We start from the raw sequence: 19,858 nt of genomic DNA, 5'->3' as shown, positions 1-19,858 counted from the left end.
GCTGTTGCAGCGAACCAGTTATATGGCCGGACGCAGACTGCGTCGCGCAAAGACCAACAGCAGGCCAGCGAAGAGCAACCCTGCATGTGTAGGCTCTGGTACAGGTGAAATCGCAGCAAACAGACGCTGGCCAAGATATTCATGCACTTTGGTCGTCATATGCAAATCATCCCAGAAAAGATACTTATCTGGATCAGCACAAACCGTTGCACCGTCATAACAAGCATCTGTTAAATTGGTGAATCCATTGCTCACGGCCAAGGCTATGCCGTTTTCCAATTCGGTTTTGGTATCAAAGTAAGTCAGGTTCGCAGTCGTTGGCAACCCCAACCCTGCTAACCCCGCAACCAGGTAGTCGTTATAGTCTCGCGTGTAATCCTCTAAAAACTGGACCACGCCTGGCGCAGCAGCACTAAAACGTGGCGCATCAACCAGCGCCGGTAAACCTAACACCAAAAAGTCAGTGGCGCCCTTGCTATGCAATAACGCCACCATATCAATCATATTTTGTGCAGAGTCTTGTGCTGAGAATGTCTCAATACCGTTTCCGCCGCCATCCAGCACATATAAATGTCCAGCATCAATCGACGGCACGGTATTCAGGTAGCTCGTCATAAACGTCAGCATATCCGCAGTGGTTGCGCCGCCAACTGCAAAATTTTGAAAACTAGCGGGTGAATTTAAACCTAACTCGGTCGCAAGATATTCAACGGCTGTTGGACCATTGGTAAAACGATAGTTGCTGTAAGGCGCACCCGTCTGTCCGCTACCAAATAACTTATAATAACTGACCACCGCAGTCTCTTGATCACCACCGTCGAAAAAACTATCGCCTATCGCAGTGATACCGCTATAAGCAAACGCTTGCTGAGAAAACAATGCAAATGCAAAAAACCAGAAAAATAGCTTACGCATGCCGTACTCCCTGAGTGTTAATTGTTAATCTATGTAACCAACTGGATTTTTAATCAATCCATTAAAGATTGCAATAGAAACTTTACAACGACAGCTAGTTGAAACGTAATGACGTGGCGAGGAACCACAGAAAGAGAAGGGAAAACAATGCGCTAAGGGGTTACCTGAGCCGAGATCCTGAACCAAAAAGTTCAGGTGGTAACAGCCTAAGGTACATTAGGTTCACACGCCAAGGGAGCCTTAAAAGACCACCCAACTTAGTGCGATCGCACAGCACCTGATGAGCCGAAACCTATAACAAAGACTAGTTCAAGGAATTTTAGACTCAGGCAACGCCTTAGCACACCGTTTTTATGATACGCCAATTAGTAAAAATGACGATGAAAATTTTGTGAATTGAAGCGGATTACAACAGTTTATGCTGGCCGGATAATACATCATCAATCTGCTGCTGCATGGTTGAAATGCGTTTTTTCACATCGCCCACATCCACACCGCCGCTACGCGTATTCAGCAACTCATGCGTAATATTGAGTGCCGCCATAATCGCAATCCGCTCCACACTCACCATCTTGCCAGCATCACGAATTTCGCGCATTTTACCATCAAGATAGCCAACCGCCTGCAACAAACTGTCACGCTCTTCGTCAGTACAAGTCACGCTGAGCGCGCGGCCCATAATTTCGATATCAATCGGATTACTTGCCATGACTAACGACCTTCCTCAGGCAACGCCGACAACAAACGCTCCAGTTGTACACTGGCTTGCGTCATATTGACTTTGAGTGATTGCGACTCCTGATGCAGCCGTGTGACCTCCTGACGCAACTCCACATTTTCGTCACGCAGCTGGCCGCACAAAGCAATCAGCTTCGTCACACGCTCTTCAAGACTTTTTAAATCGGCATCCATCAGCCCATTATCTTTTAAAAAAATGAGTGTGGTCAATAGCTAAGCGCGTTTTTTCAAAGTAAATTGATAATTTGAGCATTGCTGTCGAAAGTAGGCTTGCTGGCAAAAAAGCAGGCTTTAGACTAAAATAGCAACCAGTTGTCAGGTGCCTTTGCTGTATTTCTACAGGCAAGGTGAAACTGGGAAACAGGTGCGCGGACCTAATATTCGCAATTCCTGTGCTGCCCCCGCAACGGTAAGCAAGTGCGGGTCTATCCACATGCCACTGAGTTCAAACTCGGGAAGGCGATAGATCAAAACTTGCAAGCCCGGAGACCGGCCTCGCAACCAAATCGCATGGAAATACCGCGGGGTGACGGTGACTCTAAAAAAATGGCACTTCGATTTAATTGAAGTGCCTGCTTGCCTTTTAGTCGTCAATACACATCCCAGGTTTCCACTTTATGTTCTGCATGCGGGGTCGTATGCATTATCGGAAACAAATATGAATAAAAAAATCATTTTGGGACTCATCGCCCTTTACCCAGCCATGTCCTTGGCTCAAGAGGTTTTTTCTGAAAACACCTCCAATCTCGCCTCACTGTCATTGGACGAAGTGAGCGTGACCGCAGCAAGAATACCAGTTTCAACCAAGACGGCGACTGGTGACATCACAGTGATCACGCGTGACGAGATTGAAAGAGTGAAAGGCAGCTCGCTGCCGGACCTACTCAGATTACAGCCCGGCTTGCAGATTTCCACCAATGGCGGCATGGGAACGGCCAGCAGTGTATTTATACGTGGCACCAATGCGGAACAACTGATTGTGCTTATCGATGGACTGAGAGTCAACTCCGCGACACTGGGAACCACTGCCTTCGAAAACCTGCCATTATCCTTGATAGACAGAATTGAAATTCTACGTGGCCCTGCTTCCAGCCTTTATGGCGCTGATGCTATTGGCGGCGTTATCCAGATTTTTACTCGACGAGCAAAAACCGACCAGACTCTCTTTTACGGTAGTGTAGGTGCTGGCAGTTACGACACATACACCGGCAGTGCAGGATTCGACAGTCGCTATCAGGCACTACAATTTGGTGCTCAAATGAGCAGTTATGACACGAGAGGCATTTCTGCAAAAAAACGTCCCCCGCAAACGATTGACCGTGACCGTGATGGTTATAACAATCTGAGCGGCACGGCTTATGCAGACCTAGAGCTTGCAGAAGGCCATAGCCTCGGTTTGCGCTTTATGGAATCTGATGGCCAAAACCAGTTTGATAATGCCTACCGTAATTACTCCACCACCAACCAGCAAGCCTATGGTGCGACACTGAAAAACCGGCTGACCGAGCATTGGACGAGCACATTGAAATATGGCATCGGGCGTGAGCGCTCATTCAGCTTAAACAGCGCGAGCAGCCGCAGTAAATTCGACTCAGAACAAACCCAGATTACCTGGCAACATGATTACACGCTACCGTTCGGCACATTGACCTTTGCCTACGATAGGCTGGAGCAAGATGTCCTGACATTTTCCAATGGCAACCCCAGCATAGACAAGACGCGTAACGATGACGGCTTCATGCTTGGCTTCGTTGGCAATCACGAAGCGCACAGCATTCAACTCTCAGCACGTGAAGATCACAACACCCAATATGGCAACTACGTCACCGGCGGCGCAGGTTATGGCTACGCCATCTCACCCGAATGGCAAATCACCGCTCAATATGGATCAGCCTTTAGGGCGCCTACCTTTAACCAATTGTACTTTCCAAGCTTTGGCGACCCGGCCCTGAAACCGGAAAAATCGGATAACGTTGAAGCCAGCCTACGTTATCAAACCTCGGCTATCCAGGCCAAGCTGACCGTATTTGAAAACCATATCCGCGACCTTATCCAGAATGCAGGCCCTGCAACATCAGGCTGTAGTTTTGCAGGATTCTGCCCAACCAATTCAGGCAAGGTAGAAATTAAAGGGATCACTGCTGAAAGCAGCATCGTGTTGAACCCTCAGTGGCAACTCACAGGAAACTTGACCATCCAGTCTCCACGCAACGATGACACAGATAATTTACTTGTGAGAAGAAGTCAGCGCTACGGGAACCTGCAATTGCAATACAAGTCTGGCGACTGGGATGTTGGCACCGAAGTTAGCGCCTCTTCGCAACGCTACAACGACGCGGACAACAACTTCAGACTCAGCGGTTATGCCTTGGTCAACGCATCATTAGGCTATCGATTGAGTCCTCATTGGAAGCTGCTGGCACGTGCAAACAACATCCTGGATAAGGACTATGTAGTGGCAACCACCAAAAGCACATTCTCACCCAATGCACCTGACTACAACACAATGGGCACCAACGTGTTTATCAGTCTGAATTACGACATGAAGTAACCCTGCCAGGGTGGATTTTGCCCAAGCCTAAAGGAATTGGGCTAAAATTCACCCCTTGTGATTAATCTTATTTTTTGGAGTCGTTGGCATGCCAAGTAAAATTTCAACTCAATCTCTGGCAGTTGCGCTTGTTATTGCGCTGATGGTCATCGTCACACGCGGTCATCATTTCGCTTCTATCGATTTTTTGCCTAGCGCTTCTTACGCTGCGTTTTTGATTGCCGGTTACTACCTGCGCTCGACAATCATGTTTGTTGCCCTGCTGGCTTTGTGCGCTGGCCTGGATATGGCAGCAGTGACCTGGGGTGGCGTGAGCAACTTTTGCGTGACGCCTGCCTATGGCTTTTTGTTACCAGCCTATGGCACCATGTGGTTGGCTGGCCGCTGGCTGGCAGACAACACCACCTGGGCATTCAGCAGCCTGTTTAAATTGACGGGCGTAGTGGTTGCCGCTTCTGCGATTGCTGAGCTGTTCTCCAGTGGTGGCTTCTACTTCTTTGGTGGTCGTTATCCTGACCCGACCTTTGCCGAATTCGTGCCACGTTTAGTGAAATACTTCCCAAAACAGCTCGAAGCGATTGCATTCTGGGTGGTGGTAGCACTGATTGCACATGTGGTGTTTGGCCTGGCCAAGCGTTCCGTGCGCGAAAACGCTTAAGCTATACACGGCATCATGGAAACCAATGACCGTGACAGCCGCCATAAGGCGCGCATGATCCGCAAAAAAGCGGTCATTGACGAAAAAATCGAGCAGGCCAATCAGGAAAAAGGCCTGCTACTCATTCTCACCGGCAACGGCAAAGGCAAAAGCTCTTCTGCCTTTGGCATGGTGGCCCGCTCCCTCGGCCACGGCATGCGTGTCGGCGTTGCCCAATTTATCAAAGGCCGTTCAGATACCGGCGAAGAAGCCTTTTTCCGCCAGCATCCGTCAGTGACCTGGCATGTGCTGGGCGAAGGCTTTACCTGGAACACACAAGATCGGCAGCGTGACACCGAAACGGCCATGCGTGGCTGGCAAATCGTGGCACAAATGCTGCAAGACTCTGCGATCAATCTCGTGGTGCTGGACGAACTCACTTACACCTTCAAATACGGTTACCTGGATGAGCAAATGGTGCTGGAGGCCATCGCCAAGCGCCCGCCCATGCAGCACGTGGTGATTACTGGCCGCGGTGCTTCTGAGGCATTGAGAAATGCGGCCGATACTGTGTCTGAACTGATGGACGTCAAACACGCCTGGCGCGCAGGCATCAAAGCCCAGGCTGGGATAGACCTCTAATGCAAGCTGCCAGCTGTCACGCCATGCTCATGGCTGCGCCTGCTTCCGGCCAAGGCAAAACCATGACCACAGCCGCGTTGGCTCGCGCTTACCGCAAGCGCGGCCTGCGTGTGCAAGCCTTTAAATGCGGCCCGGACTTTATTGACGGCATGATTCTGCAAGTCGCCACTGGCAAGCCAGTCTATAACCTCGACCTCGGCATGTGTGGTGAAGCCGATGCGCAGCACTTGCTCTATCAAGCCGCCCAGCAAAATGACGTTATTCTGCTCGAAGGCGTGATGGGCCTGTATGATGGCACGCCTTCTTGTGCCGACATTGCCGAGCGTTTTGGCATTGCCGTCGGCTTGGTGATTAACGCCAAAGCCATGGCACAAACTTTTGCCGCGATTGCCTTTGGCTTGTACGCGTTTAGGCCAAGCTTGAAACGGGCAGGCGTATTTGCCAATCAGGTGGGCAGCGATGGCCACGCCAAGATGATCCAAGCCGCCTTGCCAGCCGATATCCCCTGGCTGGGCGCCATGAAGCATGACCCACAACTGAGTTTGCCAGAGCGCCACCTCGGTCTGCATCTGGCACAAGAGATTGACGATATTGAGCAGCGCATAGAAACCGCTGCGCAATTAATTGGGCCAGAGATTCCTTTGCCGCCCACCGTTAGTTTTCAAGCACCGGAGTCACTTGCTACGACGCCATTGCTGCAAGACAAAACCATTGCCGTGGCGAAAGATGCTGCGTTCTGTTTTACCTATCAAGCGAATTTGGATTTACTGCAAACACTGGGTGCCAATATTGCGTTTTTCTCACCTGTGCACGATGCGCAGTTACCTGCCGCAGATGCTTATTGGCTACCTGGTGGCTATCCCGAACTGCATTTGGACCAATTGCAACATAACCACAGCATGCGCGACGGGCTACACGCCGCCGCCCAAGCAGGCAAACCTATCCTGGCCGAATGCGGCGGCATGCTGGCGCTGGGTGACACACTGAATGGCCAGCCTGTGTTCGGGCTGTTGCCAGGCAACAGTGAGATTCAACCCAAGCTACAAGGCCTGGGCACGCAACACGCCACGTTTGCAACGACGGACGACGACGCGGCCAGCATAGGTGCACACACCTTTCACTATGGCCGCTTTGAAACTGATATGCCAGTGATCGCCCAAGGCAAAGGCAAATATGGCGCGGGTGAAGCGGTCTATCGCCACCAGAATATCACCGCCAGTTTTCTGCATTTTTACTTCCCGTCCAACCCGGCGCTGGCCGCACAATTTTTCCTGCCATGAGTTTTGCCTATTCAGAGACTGACAAAGCGGCGATCTACAAAGTCATTGCCGAGCGGCGCGACATGCGGCATTTTTTGCCGACGCCGATTGCGCCTGAATTATTGCAAACACTATTGCAAGCCGCACACCATGCCCCCAGCGTTGGCCTGATGCAGCCATGGCGCTTTATCCGTATCAACGACGCTAGCTTACGCAAACATATACACGCGCTGGTGGATGAAGAGCGTAAACGCACGGCACAGGCGATAGGCGAAGTTGAAAATACCGCGCGCATGGCCGAATTTATGCGACTCAAGGTTGAAGGCATTTTGGACTGTGGCGAATTACTGGTCGCCACCTTGTGTGACCAGCGCGAGAAATATGTATTTGGCCGTCGCACACTGCCCGAAATGGACTTGGCTTCAGTCAGTTGTGCGATTCAAAACCTGTGGCTAGCTGCGCGCGCAGAAGGCATAGGCATGGGCTGGGTCAGCCTGTTTGACCCGAAAGCCCTGGCGCAATTATTAGGCATGCCAGAGGATGCCAAACCGGTGGCGATTTTATGCCTGGGCTACGTGAATACTTTTTACAAATCACCCATGCTGGTTGAACAAGGCTGGGCCACCGAAAAACCACTCTCAGACATGTTGATGGAAAACGGCTGGCACAATCACGAGGCGCAGCCATGAAGCGCTGGCCGCAACGCATCGTCTGCCTGACCACGGAAACGGTGGAAGTGTTGTACCTGCTGGGTGAGCAAGACCGCCTTGTCGGCATTTCTGGCTTCACCACGCGCCCGGTGATTGCACGCAAAGAAAAACCTAAAATCAGTGCATTTACCAGCGCCAATATCGAAAAAATTCTGGCCCTGCAACCAGACCTGGTGCTGTGTTTTTCTAACTTGCAGGCCGACATTGCCGCGTCACTGATTAAAGCCGGTTGCCAGGTGCATGTGTTTAACCAGCGCAGCCTGGACGAAACCTTGCAAATGATACTCACCGTTGGCGACTTGGTCGGGGCCAGCGACAAAGCTGAGAAACTGGTAGGAACTTACCAGGCACAACTGACTGCCGCGCGCCAGCAAGCCGCAGCTTGGTCACGCAAACCCAAGGTCTATTTTGAAGAATGGGACGAGCCCATGATGTGCAGCATCCGCTGGGCAGCCGAGCTCATTGAAGCCGCAGGTGGCGTCGATTGCTTCCCGCACTTAAGCCAGTTTCACAGCGCACGTGACCGCCAAGTCACCGCCGAGCAGGTATTAGCCGCGCAGCCTGACATCATCATCGGCTCCTGGTGCGGTAAAAAATTTCAGCCAACAAAAGTGGCTACACGTGCAGGTTGGCAAGCGATGCCAGCGATTCGTGATGGGCACATTTACGAAATCAAATCCGTCGATATTTTGCAGCCCGGCCCCGCATTGTTTACGGAAGGCCTACCGCAATTGCAACTCATTATTCAACGCTGGCAACAACAGCACGGGAGTGTTTTATGACTAGTCACCTGATTTTAGGCGGTGCGCGTAGCGGCAAAAGTGCTTATGCAGAGCGGCTGGCTTCTGCGCTTGAGTTACCAGTGACTTATATCGCCACCGCGCAAGTGTATGACGATGAGTTTGCCAAGCGGGTGTCGCACCACAAAGAACGTCGCCCACCCCATTGGGCGCTGGTAGAAGCGCCGTTTAACCTCGGGCAAACATTGCTGGATAACGATGCGCCCGACAGTTGTTTAATCGTTGATTGCCTCACCTTGTGGTTAGCACAATGCATCTGCCCCGACTGCGACAAACCAGAGCGGCTGGATTGGCAGGCCGAAAAGCAGGCCTTGCTGGACGCGTTGCCACAATTGCAAGCCACAGTGTTTTTGGTCAGTAATGAAGTCGGCATGGGCATCGTGCCGCTGGGCGAAATAAATCGCCAATTTCAGGATGAACAAGGTCGCTTGAACCAGCATGTGGCCGCAATTGCCAATGCAGTCAGTTTTATTGCAGCAGGCTTGCCGTTAAAGCTTAAATAACAAGAAAGAAATACCATGAAAAAACTTTCCTTAGCCATCATCGCCTTCGTTGCCTCCCTGGCTGCCGAGGCGCATGTGCCGTTTTTAAAGCCCAACCAGTTCAATGTCACGCATCACCGCCTGACCATTGAATCGGCGTTTACCGAGTTTCCATTCCAGGCTGACTTTGCCATGGATTCCCCCAACTTTACGATCACGGCGCCTAACGGCACGACCTCGGCGATCAAACCTATCGCCAAGACCAAAGCAGCGGTGTATCTCGAGCCAGAATTAAAAGAAGAAGGCACTTATCGCATTAGCACCGGCCTACGCGTGGGCCCGGTATATAAAGCGGTGGAGACGGCGGATAAAAAACTGTATTTTGCCGCCGATATGAAACGCGTGACCGGCAAGCCGACCACCATGAATTACTACAGCTATGCTGACACCTATATTTTTAAAGGCCAGCAAAAATACGTCGCCAAGCCCTTTAACCAAGGCCTGGAGATTATTCCACTGGCGTCACCTAATGGCCTGCTGCTGGGCGGTGAACTCAGTTTCCGCGTGCTGGAAAATGGCAAACCGGTGCCGGATGCTCGCATTATAGTGGTGACGGATAACGAGCATTTTATTAAACACAGAGTTGAAGATTTATACGACCTCGACAATGTCAGAACTTCTAACCTTCATGCCAACCAGCAAGGCGAGTTTAGCTTTCATCCGCAAAAAGCCGGGTTGAATTTTCTATTTGTCACCGTGCATCACCAGTTGAATGAAAATTTGTGGGAAAGCCAGAATGCCTCACTGACACTGGAGGTGAATTTACCGCCAGAAACCGCAAACAAGCCTTAAAATGACGTTTTCAGATAAGCACAGGACTAACCATGGCAACGACGACTTTTGAACTGAGAGGCGAATTTATCGCGCTGTGTGACCTGCTCAAACTGGAAGGCGTGGCCGACAGTGGCGGCCAGGGCAAGTCTATGGTGGCCGAAGGATTGATTAAGGTCGATGGCGCTATTGAGCGCAGAAAAACCGCCAAAATCCGCGCCGGGCAAGTGGTGCAAGCCTTTGAGCAGACGATTAAAGTGGTGGCAGGCTAAACTGGCTTAAATCCTGCTGGCAGATAAGGAGCGAGTGCGGACCAGTTCAGATGCTGGCTCACACTGTCGGCCAATTGTTCCAGGCTCTGTTCGCGCAATTGCGTGTAGTCGTAATCCACCTGGGTAGACAACCCCACCCATTGCAACCAGGCGGCACAGGCTTGCGGGTGGTCAAACAAACCATGAATATAGCTGCCTGCGACCTGACCATCGGCGGACAATGCACCCTCTGCCTGCCCCGCGATCACATGCACCGGGCGCGCCAACGCAGCGCCGGTACTCACGCCCATATGAATTTCATAACCCTGCAACTCTGCATCGGCAAAAGCCAGCTTGCCGGAGACTTGTTTGAGTTGTTTGTGTGCTTCTAGCGTCGTCTCCATCTCCAGCCAGCCAAAGCCAGCACTACTGCCCGCCTCGCCCTCTAGCGCCAACGGGTCATGCAACTGCTGGCCGAGCATCTGGAAGCCGCCACAAATCCCCAGCACTTTGCCGCCGTAACGCAAATGCCGCGCAATCGCAGGCTCCCAGCCATACTCGCGCAAAGCAGCCAAATCGCCACGCACATTCTTGCTGCCGGGCAAAATAATTAAATCAGCCGCGGGCACAGGCTCACTCAAGCGCACAAACTGCAAGTCTACTTGCGGATGCAGGCGCAGTGCGTCAAAGTCGGTATGGTTGGCAATATGCGGCAACACGGGCACGACGACCGTTAACTGTGCACCGGTCTTTTTGCTCCTCGTCCTGGCCACGGCATCTTCTGCCTCCAGGTGCAAGTCATGCAGATAGGGCAACACCCCGATCACGGGTTTGCCAGTGCGCTCTTCCAGCCAATCCAAGCCTGGCTGCAGCAAGGCAATATCACCACGGAATTTATTAATCACAAAACCGACTACCCTCGCTTGTTCGCTTTCAGATAACAAGGCCAGCGTTCCAACCAGGTGCGCAAACACGCCACCTTTATCAATATCGGCCACCAACATCACCGGGCAATCCACCGCTTCGGCAAAACCCATATTGGCAATATCGTTGGCGCGCAGATTGATCTCAGCCGGGCTGCCAGCGCCTTCAACTACCACGCAGTCATACTGCTGTTGCAGGCGCTGGTAGGATTGCAACACCGCCTGCATGGCGGTCTTTTTATAGTCGTGGTAAGTACTCGCTTCCTGGTTACCCACCACCTGGCCGTGAATAATCACCTGGCAGCCAGTGTCAGAATTCGGCTTAAGCAACACCGGGTTCATATCGGTATGCGGAGGCAATCCACACGCCATCGCCTGCACTGCCTGCGCGCGGCCAATCTCGCCGCCATCTTCAGTCACGGCGGCATTGAGGGCCATGTTTTGCGGCTTGAATGGCGCCACCGCCACCCCGCTGCGGTACAATACGCGGCACAATCCGGCCACCAGCGTACTTTTACCGGCATCCGACGTGGTGCCCTGAATCATTAATGTTTTCACTGCCTGTTTATCCATCGATCAATTATCTCACACTCGCCGGGCTTGCCTGCGGCGCTGTGCTGCTTGATCTTTGGCTAGGTGAACCCAAGCGCTGGCATCCACTGGTGGGCTTTGGCTGGCTGGTGACACAGCTTGAAAAGCGCCTGAATCCCCCCAGCCAGCAGCCACAAACTCGCCAACGTCTCACTGGTGCCTTTGGGGTGGTCTTACTCGTGCTGCCACCTACCTTGCTGGTCATCTATGCCATGCAGCTATCCATGTGGCTTGCGCTCGCCTTCCATATCTACCTGCTGTACTTTGCCATCGGCCACCGCAGCCTGCGCCAGCATGGCCTGGCGGTCTACCATGCTTTGCAACATGGCCAGTTTCAAGAGGCCCAACGCGCGACTTCTTATATGGTCAGCCGTGATGTAGACGCGATTGAGCCGGTGAGTGCGACGATTGAATCCGTGCTAGAAAACGGCAGCGATAGTGTGTTTGGGGCATTGTTCTGGTTTTTTATCGCCGGTGGGCCGGGTGCATTGGCTTACCGCCTGGTGAACACGCTGGACGCCATGTGGGGGTATAAAACACCGCGCTATTTCTATTATGGCTGGGCAGCCGCGCGGCTGGACGATGCGCTGAATTATGTGCCCGCCAGACTGACGGCACTCACCTATGCATTACTCGGACAGACACGGCTGGCATGGCAAGCTTGGCGGCAACAAGCGCCGTTATGGGATAGCCCGAATGCAGGCCCGGTAATGGCCGCCGGAGCAGGCGCGCTGAATGTGCAATTGGGCGGACGCGCCCGCTATCATGGTGAGTGGCATGATCGCCCGCGCCTGGGCACGCTCACAACACCGATTGCTGAAGATATTCTCAGGGCACTGCAGTTGGTAAGTAACGGTATGCTGAGTTGGCTGATCGTGGCTGTATTGATTGGAGCATACGCCTATGCTTGAACACGGCGGTAATTTGCAGCAAGCCGCGCAGCAATACGGCCGGCCACTCTCAGACTGGTTGGATGTATCGACTGGCATCAATCCTCAACACTATCCCATTCCGGCATTGGCTCCAGCATTGTTTCAACGCTTGCCGCCTGCCCCCGAGGCACTGCATGCGGCCGCGCGCACGTATTATGGTTGCCAGCATGTGCTGGCCTGCGCAGGCTCACAAGCTGCCTTGCAACTATTGCCGACCTTGCGCACACCTTGCCGCGCCACGATGCCGCGCACCATGTATCAGGAGCATGCATATGCCTGGCAACGCGCCGGACACCAGGTACAATTTTTTGAACAGATACCGAGTCAACACCTACTCAATCAGTCAGATGTATTACTAGTATGCAACCCCAATAACCCGACCGGGCACCTGTACGCTCCAGACACCTTACTGGACTGGCATGCGCAGCTGGCCGCCAGAGGTGGCTGGCTGGTCGTCGACGAAGCGTTTATGGACATAACACCGCAGTACAGCCTCGCCAGCCATACCGGGCAGGCAGGTTTATGGGTATTGCGTTCACTGGGCAAGTTTTTTGGACTGGCAGGCCTGAGGGTGGGCTTCTTACTGGGCGAACCCACAGCCCTGGCGCAAATGGAGTCATTACTCGGCCCTTGGACCATCGCAGGCCCCAGCCAAATGATTGCCAGCCAGGCGCTGGCCGACCATGACTGGCAACAGCAGATGCGCGTGCATCTGCCTGCACAGTCCAGGCAATTAGCACAACTACTTAGCCAGCATGGGCTACAGCCTGCGGGCGGTACCGATTTATTTCAATATGTACTACATTCTGACAGCCACCAGTTACAGCAAACATTGGCGAAAGAAGGCATATGGACGCGTTATTTTGAATCGCCGTCAGCCTTGCGTTTTGGCTTGCCGCCAGCTAACGACTGGTCTCGGCTGACACAAGCCCTACGCCACGTCACCCAACAGTTAAGCGATTCACAACCTTGACCAATTCAGCGATCTCGGGGCCATACACATCATCACCCGCACTTAAACCCCGCAACACCCCGACTTGATTCTCCGGCGACTGGTTCTGGCTCAGCTTCCATTTACCAGTGAGTTCGGTAACCTCAATCTCAATACCAACTACCGCCTGCATGAGCTTGTCGATAAATCCGGCCGGAGCATCCTCAAGTTGCCACGGTTGTTCAAACGCCGCTTCCTGTTGTGCCGTCAGCGCAGTCAAATGGGCGCGTAACCAATTGGCATCTTCTATCACCCGCAGCTTGCCACGCGCATTCACCACCACATAATTCCAGGTCGGCACCACCATGCCGGTTTGGGCTTTTGTAGGGTACCAGGAAGGGGTCACATAGGCATGCGGACCATGAAAAACCGCCATCACCGGTTGCTCAGCCTGCACGGCTTGCCATAAGGGATTTGCACGCGCCAGGTGGCCGCTCAACACACCTTCGTCATCTAAATACAGCGGCAAATGATTCACCTCCACATCACTGCCTGTGGTCATGATCAAGGTGGCAAATGGATATGTCCGTATCAGTTCGTGTAACGCCGCCTCACTGGGGGCAGAAAAATGTTTGGGTGTATACATGAGAAGATTGCGGTATTTAGCGATGATCCGGCTGTAGTGGCAGCAACTGCCCTCTCACCAGCACCATGGTTTGTTGCTTGGCAGGCTGCATGATTTGCTGTGAGATCACCGCTGCATCACACGCCTCCATGCCATGTAGATTACTCAGGCATACCGGTTGATTGGTAGCCTCCATACGCGCATCATGCACTGAATTATGTTGACCGTTTAACAAAAGCGGCAAAGTCATCAATGCCAACATTAATAGTGCAAGTGAGGATTTCATCGACGGTTTATCCTGAAAATATAAACCACATACTATCGCCCCAAACATGTACACCACATGTACAATTTACACATCAATATAAAGCACTGTACAGGTCCATATACCATGCCGGTCACACAATCACTCATTACCATCAACCCGCAAGACCCGGTACCACTGGTCGAACAAATTGTCATTGGCATCAAACAACTGGTGGAGCAACGTGTGTTGCGCACAGGCACACGCCTGCCTTCCATCCGTGACTTTGCATTGCAACATGGCATCAGTCGCTTTACGGTGGTCGATGCCTATGACCGCCTGGTAGCGCTGGGTTATCTGCTGTCGCGGCGCGGCTCAGGCTTCTATGTTGCCCCCCTCAACAAACCCGAAGAAACCGTTTCAAGCACCTCTTACCTGGATAGGGCTGACGATGTGTTATGGCTGCTGCATAACACTTTCAGGGACGTGCCCGATGCCATCCGGCCTGGCTGTGGCTGGTTACCCAAAGACTGGCTGGATGAAAAAGTCATTCAAAAAAGCCTGAATGAGCTGTCACGAAAATCGGGGTATTTTTTAACTGGCTATGGCGATGTAAGTGGGTACTTACCATTGCGGCAACAATTGACACAAAAGAACCTGGCCGACATTGGCATTCATGCAGAGGCGCAACATATCCTCATGACCAATGGCGCTTCACATGGCCTGGATTTAGTCGCACGGCTGTTCATCAAACCTGGCGACGTGGTATTGGTAGACGATCCTGGCTACTACACTTTGTTTGGATTTTTAAAATCCATGGGCGCGCGCATTATGGGAGTGCCACGACTCCTGAATGGCCCGGACGTTAGCGCCTTGCAGCAGCTCCTGCAAGAACATAGGCCCAAACTGTTTTTCACCAATACCGTATTACACAACCCCACTGGCACCAGCACTAGCCTGGCGGTCGCCCACCAGATCTTACAACTGGCAGAAAAATACGGTTTATATATTGTGGAAGACGATATTTACGGTGACTTTCACCCGCAAAATGCGCCGCGCCTGGCGGCACTGGATCAGCTCAACCGCGTCATTTACGTCAGCAGTTACTCCAAAACCATTTCGGCTAGCTTGCGCGTGGGTTTTATTGCCTGCCAGGCCGAACTGGCCAACCGATTGCTCGACCTCAAACTGCTCACCGGCCTCACCAGCTCAGAAATTAACCAGCGCGTGATGTACCAGATTTTGGTCGAAGGCAGGTACCGCAAGCACATGGAGAAAGTGCGTAACCGGCTGGAGCTGAAAAGGACGCAGGTGATACGTGCCCTGGAAGAATGTGGTTTGAGTATTCATGCCGAGCCTGCCGGTGGCATGTTTGTGTGGGCAAAACTGGCCAACGACAAAAATGCTGCGGAGGTGGCAAGCGAGGCATCGAGACAGAACATTATGCTGGCCCCTGGCAACCTGTTCCGGCCTTATCAGGAACCTTCGTCGTGGCTACGTTTTAACGTGGCCCATTGTGAGCATGACAAGGTATTTGAATTATTGAGAAAAGCTTAGCGGTTCACAAACTCAATTTTGGGAATCGCACCAGACAGATCCAGCCGAGTCAGACTGACATAGTCGACGTGAAAGCGGAACAGGCCTTTGAGCTGCATATTGAGCACGTGCGCAATGAGGGCGCGTATCATGCCGCCGTGCGTGACCACCAGTACGTGCTGGCCTGCATGACGCGCCTGCACTTCCTGCAAAAAGTCCACACCACGCTGCTGCAACCCGGCAAATGTTTCACCATTGGGTGGCGCCAGCTCAGCATAATTCTGTGCCCACACATCAAACAACTCGCGTGGAATATCGTTCCACGACCGCATTTCCCAATCGCCAAAATGCAGTTCTTTCAGGCGCTCATCATGCGTAATGCCGTCGAAACCCAACGCATATGCCAACTTGCTGCAACGCTGTAGAGGACTGGCATAGACGGCATCAATTTGCTCGTGAATCAGCTTCTGCTTGAGTTGTGATAACTCACTGGCAAAGTTAATCGAAACATCAATATCACTCTGACCATAGCAAATGCCCTCGGCGATTTGCAAACTGGTATGGCGGACTAAGGTCAGTTTCATGCTAAATGTTCCCAGGCCAGCAAGCCTAAATAAAAAGCCAGTTCAGTCAATTGTTGTGTTGCACCCAAGGTGTCGCCGGTGTAGCCCTGCAAATGGCGCAAAATCAGGCGACGCCACCACCACCAGATGGCCAGCACAGGTAAACCAGTGATCAGGGCAAAGCGTATCGTGCTCAGCGCAGAATGATTCACGCCCAGCATCAGGCAAAAGCCTAGCCAGCACACCAGGCCAAAGGCACTGGCGCACCAGATATCCTGCTTTGAAAGTGTGGTCGCCAGGGGTTTGGACTTACCGGCAAAGCGCACATAGCTAGCACTCGCCATGATGTACACCGCCGCCAGTCGGCTAAGCGCATGCGCGGAAATGAGCGCAAACGGCAAGATGGCAGGCGTGAGCGCAGATAAAGCCTGAAACTTGAACAACAGCATGCCGACCAGCGCAATCGCGCCGTAGCTGCCCAGGCGTGAATCCTGCATGATCTCCAATTTGCGCGCGCGGTCCATGCCGCCACCGAGGCCATCGGCGCTGTCTGCCAGGCCATCTTCATGAAACGCGCCTGTCAGGTAAATGGTCATCGCCATACTGCATAAGACGGCCAAGGCTGGTGGAAACACCCAACTGGCCAGCCACCAGGCGATGGCGGCAATCAGGCCAATCAGCAAACCGACCAGCGGAAAATACCTGGCAGCGTGATTGAGGTCAGACTCCTGGAAGTCCGTCACCGCAGGCACAGGCAGTCGCGTGAAAAAACCAACCGCCAGCACGAAATAGCGCCATTGCAGTTTCACTACAGCCAGCCTCACTGCAACTGCCCACTCACGCCAGCACTTTCAAAACTGGCCATTTCATTAAGGAAAGCCACGGCTGACTGCAACAAGGGATACGCCAGCACTGCACCAGTGCCCTCCCCCAAACGCAGGGACAGATGCAGCAAAGGCTGTGCCTTGAGGTGCGACAACATCATGCTGTGCCCGCTTTCATCAGAGCAATGGGCAAATACACAATAATCAATCACTTGCGGATACAGCTTGGCAGCCACCAGCAAGGCAGAGGTCGCAATAAAGCCATCAATCAGCAAGGTTGTCCTGGCTTCTGCGGCAGCCAGCAATGCACCTACCATCATGGCAATTTCAAAACCGCCAAATGCCGCCAACGCCTGCAATGGTTCATCGGCTGCAACATGATGCATCTGCAAGGCAGAGGTCAGCACAGAGAGCTTGTGCTGCAAACCTTTGTCACTCAAACCGGTGCCACGCCCTACGCACTGATGCATAGGCAAGTCACACAGCACACTCATGAGGCAGCTGGCACTGGACGTGTTGCCTATGCCCATCTCCCCCAACGCCATGACGTTACAGCCCTGCGCAATCGCATTACGCGCAATTTGTGCACCACGTGTGATCGCCTGCGCACATTGGTCAGCGGTCATGGCAGGGTGATGCCGGAAATTCTCCGTGCCCATACCGATTTTGGCATCTATCAGCAACGGATGCGGCTGGAACACAGCATTCACGCCGCTATCCACCACATGCAAATCAAACCCATGCTGGCGTGCGAACACGTTAATCGCTGCACCACCATTGAGAAAATTCAGCACCATTTGTGCGGTGACTGCCTGCGGATAAGGACTCACCCCTTCTTCCACAATGCCATGATCGCCGGCAAACACCAGCATGGTCGGCTGCTGCAACACAGGACGCTCGGTCTGCTGCACCAGGCCTAATTGCAAAGCCAGGGTTTCCAGACGGCCTAATGCGCCAAGTGGTTTGGTCTTTTGATTAATCTGATTCACCAGCGCAGCTTGCAACAGCGCGTCATGAGTAGGCTCAATATGAAATGTCTGCATAATTAATTATTTTAACGAGCGAAAACGAAAGCGTAGCAGAATTATGCAACGTCTGGCCTGAATTTACCCAGCATATAAAAAAGCCCCGCCTAAGCGGGGCAAGCTCGAAGGATTACACGCAAAAGTTAACTGATTTTGACCGGCACATAAATCTTGCTGTCACCACGCATCACCAGCAAGGCCACGTTCTTGCCGTTTTGCGACAGCTTGTCGTGCAGCTGGCTCACATTCTTCACCTGGTCGCCATTCACCGCCAGGATCACATCTCCTGGTTGTATCCCAGCGGTGGCTGCTGGCCCTTTAGCCACTTCCTCAACCAGCAAGCCTTGCTTGAGCTGGGTTTGCGCCAGCTCCTGCGACGTCAGCGGACGCACGCTGACGCCCAGTTTGGATTGCTGGCTGTCTGGCACGACCGCCGGACCGGCTTGAGCCGTTTGCATTTCATCAATGCGCACAGACAGTTTCTTCAACTGCTTGTTACGCCACACCTCCATACTCACGGTGCTACCCGGTTTGACACTGGCCACCATTGGTGGCAAATCGCTGGAGCGGTCTATACTTTGTCCATTGAATTTGACAATCACATCACCAGGTTCCAGGCCTGCTTTATCGGCCGGGCCATTTTTCTCAATATTGCTGACCAGCGCACCGCTCGGCGACTGCAAACCAAACGAGCTCGCCAGATCCTGGTTGATCGACTGCACACCGATGCCCAAACGGCCACGGCTGACTTTGCCTTTTTCTAGCAATTGCTGCTCAATACCCATGGCGACATCAATCGGGATCGCGAATGACAGCCCCTGATAGCCACCACTACGGCTGTAGATCTGCGAGTTGATACCAATCACTTCGCCGTTCAGGTTAAACAGCGGACCACCCGAATTGCCTGGGTTAATCGCCACGTCAGTTTGCAGGAACGGCACATAGCCTTCATCCGGCAATGCGCGCGACTTGGCAGAAATAATGCCTGCGGTCACCGTGTTATCAAAACCAAATGGCGAACCGATCGCCACTACCCAGTCACCGACATTGCTGTTTTTAGTGCTACCGATATGCACAGTCGGTAAATCTTTGGCATCAATTTTCAGCACCGCCACGTCAGTCAATTTATCCACGCCGATCACCTTGGCCTGAAACTCACGCTTATCAGACAGTTTTACCGTCACCACATCCGCCTTATCAACTACATGCGCATTGGTCAGGATCACGCCATCAGACTTGACGATAAAACCCGAACCCAGGCCGTTCATGGGGGTTTCGGTTTGTGGCAGGTTAGGTTGAAAACGGCGGAACAATTCAAACATCGGATCGTTTGGATCTACACCCGGAATGCCTGCCGTTTTCACCGTCCCGGTGACGCTGATATTGACCACAGCCGCCCCCTGGCTAGACGCAATGCTGGCAAAGTTTGGCAAGGTAATATACGCACTCGGCGCCGTCATGGCTTTTGCCGAGACCGGCGCAGTTGCCTGCGCATGGTTCACCAGCGTATTGCCCTTAATGAAATAGCCTGCGCCGAACAAAGCGGCCACGGCTAACGGTACAGTCACCCAATGCGTGAGTTTTGATTGTAAAAACGATTGCATCACAACATCCTTTCTTGCTTTTTTAATATTGGCACTTCATTCAAAGAACCTCTGCGCATATGAGCAGTAAAAATGTGCCGAAGTTTCACTGTTTTTGTATCTTGATGTATCAGGCCCACTGGCGCTCACGGTACAGACCATGCAGCGGTAGAAAATGGAAAATGCATTGATCGTGATACACTTCACACTCTTTGTTTTTTGACCAGGCAATGACAGAGTTACCGTCTTTTTTAAAGCCCTATTG

Annotated in this window: 22 protein-coding genes and 1 riboswitch; of the genes, 12 read left to right on the top strand and 10 right to left on the bottom strand. The window is 52.6% G+C overall.

The window, feature by feature from the left end:
- Nucleotides 1-18: 18 nt before the first annotated feature.
- The 3 genes from ACIDE9_RS12400 to ACIDE9_RS12390 form a co-directional block, all read right to left on the bottom strand.
- Nucleotides 19-915 (bottom strand): SGNH/GDSL hydrolase family protein, encoded by an 897-nt coding sequence (locus tag ACIDE9_RS12400; RefSeq protein ID WP_411995058.1) that lies wholly within the window; start codon nt 913-915, stop codon nt 19-21.
- A 406-nt stretch (nt 916-1,321) separates the two neighbouring features.
- On the bottom strand, nt 1,322-1,624 hold the full coding sequence (locus ACIDE9_RS12395) for a cell division protein ZapA (RefSeq protein WP_194740282.1): 303 nt from the start codon (nt 1,622-1,624) through the stop codon (nt 1,322-1,324).
- Nucleotides 1,625-1,626: 2 nt separating this feature from the next.
- On the bottom strand, nt 1,627-1,863 hold the full coding sequence (locus ACIDE9_RS12390) for a hypothetical protein (RefSeq protein WP_411995057.1): 237 nt from the start codon (nt 1,861-1,863) through the stop codon (nt 1,627-1,629).
- A gap of 90 nt (nt 1,864-1,953) precedes the next feature.
- A riboswitch (cobalamin riboswitch) is annotated at nt 1,954-2,166 on the top strand.
- 145 nt (nt 2,167-2,311) lie between these two features.
- Between ACIDE9_RS12390 and ACIDE9_RS12385 the strand changes: the two genes are divergently transcribed.
- The 9 genes from ACIDE9_RS12385 to ACIDE9_RS12345 all read left to right on the top strand — a co-directional run bounded on the left by ACIDE9_RS12385 (nt 2,312) and on the right by ACIDE9_RS12345 (nt 9,837).
- Nucleotides 2,312-4,204: a TonB-dependent receptor domain-containing protein gene (locus tag ACIDE9_RS12385; protein ID WP_411995056.1), complete on the top strand. Its 1,893-nt coding sequence runs from the start codon at nt 2,312-2,314 to the stop codon at nt 4,202-4,204.
- An 88-nt stretch (nt 4,205-4,292) separates the two neighbouring features.
- On the top strand, nt 4,293-4,862 hold the full coding sequence (locus ACIDE9_RS12380; RefSeq protein WP_194752716.1) for a hypothetical protein: 570 nt from the start codon (nt 4,293-4,295) through the stop codon (nt 4,860-4,862).
- A 15-nt stretch (nt 4,863-4,877) separates the two neighbouring features.
- The gene (gene cobO / locus ACIDE9_RS12375; protein ID WP_411995055.1) at nt 4,878-5,483 is read left to right on the top strand and encodes a cob(I)yrinic acid a,c-diamide adenosyltransferase; all 606 of its coding nucleotides are present in this window, start codon (nt 4,878-4,880) and stop codon (nt 5,481-5,483) included.
- Nucleotides 5,483-6,763 (top strand): cobyrinate a,c-diamide synthase, encoded by a 1,281-nt coding sequence (locus ACIDE9_RS12370; RefSeq protein ID WP_411995054.1) that lies wholly within the window; start codon nt 5,483-5,485, stop codon nt 6,761-6,763. The genes cobO and ACIDE9_RS12370 overlap by 1 nt, the downstream gene beginning before the upstream one ends.
- Nucleotides 6,760-7,431, top strand: coding sequence for a 5,6-dimethylbenzimidazole synthase (gene bluB, locus ACIDE9_RS12365; RefSeq protein ID WP_411995053.1), 672 nt, complete (start codon nt 6,760-6,762; stop codon nt 7,429-7,431). Before ACIDE9_RS12370 ends, bluB begins: the two co-directional genes overlap by 4 nt.
- Nucleotides 7,428-8,234: a cobalamin-binding protein gene (locus ACIDE9_RS12360; RefSeq protein ID WP_411995052.1), complete on the top strand. Its 807-nt coding sequence runs from the start codon at nt 7,428-7,430 to the stop codon at nt 8,232-8,234. Before bluB ends, ACIDE9_RS12360 begins: the two co-directional genes overlap by 4 nt.
- Nucleotides 8,231-8,755, top strand: a complete 525-nt coding sequence (cobU, locus tag ACIDE9_RS12355; RefSeq protein ID WP_411995051.1) for a bifunctional adenosylcobinamide kinase/adenosylcobinamide-phosphate guanylyltransferase — start codon at nt 8,231-8,233, stop codon at nt 8,753-8,755. Before ACIDE9_RS12360 ends, cobU begins: the two co-directional genes overlap by 4 nt.
- A gap of 15 nt (nt 8,756-8,770) precedes the next feature.
- Complete coding sequence (locus tag ACIDE9_RS12350) at nt 8,771-9,586, top strand: DUF4198 domain-containing protein (protein ID WP_411995050.1); 816 nt, start codon at nt 8,771-8,773, stop codon at nt 9,584-9,586.
- Between the two features lie 32 nt (nt 9,587-9,618).
- Complete coding sequence (locus ACIDE9_RS12345) at nt 9,619-9,837, top strand: RNA-binding S4 domain-containing protein (protein ID WP_194740271.1); 219 nt, start codon at nt 9,619-9,621, stop codon at nt 9,835-9,837.
- Here ACIDE9_RS12345 and ACIDE9_RS12340 read toward each other — a convergent pair.
- Nucleotides 9,834-11,285, bottom strand: coding sequence for a cobyric acid synthase (locus tag ACIDE9_RS12340; protein ID WP_411995107.1), 1,452 nt, complete (start codon nt 11,283-11,285; stop codon nt 9,834-9,836). The two genes, ACIDE9_RS12345 and ACIDE9_RS12340, sit on opposite strands and share 4 nt — an antisense overlap.
- A gap of 2 nt (nt 11,286-11,287) precedes the next feature.
- On the opposite strand from ACIDE9_RS12340, the gene cbiB reads away from it, so the two are divergent.
- Nucleotides 11,288-12,241: an adenosylcobinamide-phosphate synthase CbiB gene (cbiB, locus tag ACIDE9_RS12335; protein WP_411995049.1), complete on the top strand. Its 954-nt coding sequence runs from the start codon at nt 11,288-11,290 to the stop codon at nt 12,239-12,241.
- Nucleotides 12,234-13,235, top strand: a complete 1,002-nt coding sequence (cobD, locus tag ACIDE9_RS12330) for a threonine-phosphate decarboxylase CobD (protein WP_411995048.1) — start codon at nt 12,234-12,236, stop codon at nt 13,233-13,235. Before cbiB ends, cobD begins: the two co-directional genes overlap by 8 nt.
- Here the strand turns inward: cobD and ACIDE9_RS12325 are convergent.
- On the bottom strand, nt 13,204-13,839 hold the full coding sequence (locus ACIDE9_RS12325; protein ID WP_411995047.1) for an FMN-binding negative transcriptional regulator: 636 nt from the start codon (nt 13,837-13,839) through the stop codon (nt 13,204-13,206). The two genes, cobD and ACIDE9_RS12325, sit on opposite strands and share 32 nt — an antisense overlap.
- Before the next feature lie 16 nt (nt 13,840-13,855).
- A complete protein-coding gene (locus ACIDE9_RS12320; RefSeq protein ID WP_411995046.1) occupies nt 13,856-14,104 on the bottom strand; it encodes a hypothetical protein in 249 nt (82 codons plus the stop codon).
- A 105-nt stretch (nt 14,105-14,209) separates the two neighbouring features.
- Between ACIDE9_RS12320 and ACIDE9_RS12315 the strand changes: the two genes are divergently transcribed.
- Nucleotides 14,210-15,619 carry a PLP-dependent aminotransferase family protein gene (locus ACIDE9_RS12315; RefSeq protein WP_411995045.1) on the top strand — a complete coding sequence of 470 codons (1,410 nt, stop codon included), beginning with the start codon at nt 14,210-14,212 and terminating at the stop codon, nt 15,617-15,619.
- Here the strand turns inward: ACIDE9_RS12315 and cobC are convergent.
- The 4 genes from cobC to ACIDE9_RS12295 all read right to left on the bottom strand — a co-directional run bounded on the left by cobC (nt 15,616) and on the right by ACIDE9_RS12295 (nt 19,614).
- Nucleotides 15,616-16,182 carry an alpha-ribazole phosphatase gene (gene cobC, locus ACIDE9_RS12310; RefSeq protein WP_411995044.1) on the bottom strand — a complete coding sequence of 189 codons (567 nt, stop codon included), beginning with the start codon at nt 16,180-16,182 and terminating at the stop codon, nt 15,616-15,618. The two genes, ACIDE9_RS12315 and cobC, sit on opposite strands and share 4 nt — an antisense overlap.
- Complete coding sequence (locus ACIDE9_RS12305) at nt 16,179-16,970, bottom strand: adenosylcobinamide-GDP ribazoletransferase (protein ID WP_411995043.1); 792 nt, start codon at nt 16,968-16,970, stop codon at nt 16,179-16,181. The genes cobC and ACIDE9_RS12305 overlap by 4 nt, the downstream gene beginning before the upstream one ends.
- A gap of 11 nt (nt 16,971-16,981) precedes the next feature.
- Nucleotides 16,982-18,028: a nicotinate-nucleotide--dimethylbenzimidazole phosphoribosyltransferase gene (gene cobT / locus ACIDE9_RS12300; protein WP_411995042.1), complete on the bottom strand. Its 1,047-nt coding sequence runs from the start codon at nt 18,026-18,028 to the stop codon at nt 16,982-16,984.
- A 125-nt stretch (nt 18,029-18,153) separates the two neighbouring features.
- Nucleotides 18,154-19,614, bottom strand: coding sequence for a DegQ family serine endoprotease (locus ACIDE9_RS12295; protein ID WP_411995041.1), 1,461 nt, complete (start codon nt 19,612-19,614; stop codon nt 18,154-18,156).
- Between the last annotated feature and the right edge of the window lie 244 nt (nt 19,615-19,858).

The organism is Methylophilus sp. 'Pure River' (assembly GCF_046765995.1).
Lineage (GTDB): Bacteria > Pseudomonadota > Gammaproteobacteria > Burkholderiales > Methylophilaceae > Methylophilus.
The sequence above is the reverse complement of the archived record's forward strand: the minus strand, read 5'-3'. Positions and strand labels throughout refer to the sequence as shown.

What these genes read in the sequence shown, in the direction of transcription:
- ACIDE9_RS12315 (WP_411995045.1), top strand. Translation starts at nt 14,210, where the DNA reads ATGCCGGTCACACAATCACTCATTACCATCAACCCGCAAGACCCGGTA.
- ACIDE9_RS12380 (WP_194752716.1), top strand. Translation starts at nt 4,293, where the DNA reads ATGCCAAGTAAAATTTCAACTCAATCTCTGGCAGTTGCGCTTGTTATT.
- cobO (WP_411995055.1), top strand. Translation starts at nt 4,878, where the DNA reads ATGGAAACCAATGACCGTGACAGCCGCCATAAGGCGCGCATGATCCGC.
- cobU (WP_411995051.1), top strand. Translation starts at nt 8,231, where the DNA reads ATGACTAGTCACCTGATTTTAGGCGGTGCGCGTAGCGGCAAAAGTGCT.
- ACIDE9_RS12325 (WP_411995047.1), bottom strand. Translation starts at nt 13,839, where the DNA reads ATGTATACACCCAAACATTTTTCTGCCCCCAGTGAGGCGGCGTTACAC.
- ACIDE9_RS12350 (WP_411995050.1), top strand. Translation starts at nt 8,771, where the DNA reads ATGAAAAAACTTTCCTTAGCCATCATCGCCTTCGTTGCCTCCCTGGCT.
- ACIDE9_RS12295 (WP_411995041.1), bottom strand. Translation starts at nt 19,614, where the DNA reads ATGCAATCGTTTTTACAATCAAAACTCACGCATTGGGTGACTGTACCG.
- cobD (WP_411995048.1), top strand. Translation starts at nt 12,234, where the DNA reads ATGCTTGAACACGGCGGTAATTTGCAGCAAGCCGCGCAGCAATACGGC.
- ACIDE9_RS12320 (WP_411995046.1), bottom strand. Translation starts at nt 14,104, where the DNA reads ATGAAATCCTCACTTGCACTATTAATGTTGGCATTGATGACTTTGCCG.
- cobC (WP_411995044.1), bottom strand. Translation starts at nt 16,182, where the DNA reads ATGAAACTGACCTTAGTCCGCCATACCAGTTTGCAAATCGCCGAGGGC.
- ACIDE9_RS12360 (WP_411995052.1), top strand. Translation starts at nt 7,428, where the DNA reads ATGAAGCGCTGGCCGCAACGCATCGTCTGCCTGACCACGGAAACGGTG.
- bluB (WP_411995053.1), top strand. Translation starts at nt 6,760, where the DNA reads ATGAGTTTTGCCTATTCAGAGACTGACAAAGCGGCGATCTACAAAGTC.
- ACIDE9_RS12385 (WP_411995056.1), top strand. Translation starts at nt 2,312, where the DNA reads ATGAATAAAAAAATCATTTTGGGACTCATCGCCCTTTACCCAGCCATG.
- ACIDE9_RS12370 (WP_411995054.1), top strand. Translation starts at nt 5,483, where the DNA reads ATGCAAGCTGCCAGCTGTCACGCCATGCTCATGGCTGCGCCTGCTTCC.
- cobT (WP_411995042.1), bottom strand. Translation starts at nt 18,028, where the DNA reads ATGCAGACATTTCATATTGAGCCTACTCATGACGCGCTGTTGCAAGCT.
- ACIDE9_RS12395 (WP_194740282.1), bottom strand. Translation starts at nt 1,624, where the DNA reads ATGGCAAGTAATCCGATTGATATCGAAATTATGGGCCGCGCGCTCAGC.
- ACIDE9_RS12400 (WP_411995058.1), bottom strand. Translation starts at nt 915, where the DNA reads ATGCGTAAGCTATTTTTCTGGTTTTTTGCATTTGCATTGTTTTCTCAG.
- ACIDE9_RS12345 (WP_194740271.1), top strand. Translation starts at nt 9,619, where the DNA reads ATGGCAACGACGACTTTTGAACTGAGAGGCGAATTTATCGCGCTGTGT.
- cbiB (WP_411995049.1), top strand. Translation starts at nt 11,288, where the DNA reads ATGTTTTCACTGCCTGTTTATCCATCGATCAATTATCTCACACTCGCC.
- ACIDE9_RS12340 (WP_411995107.1), bottom strand. Translation starts at nt 11,285, where the DNA reads ATGATTCAGGGCACCACGTCGGATGCCGGTAAAAGTACGCTGGTGGCC.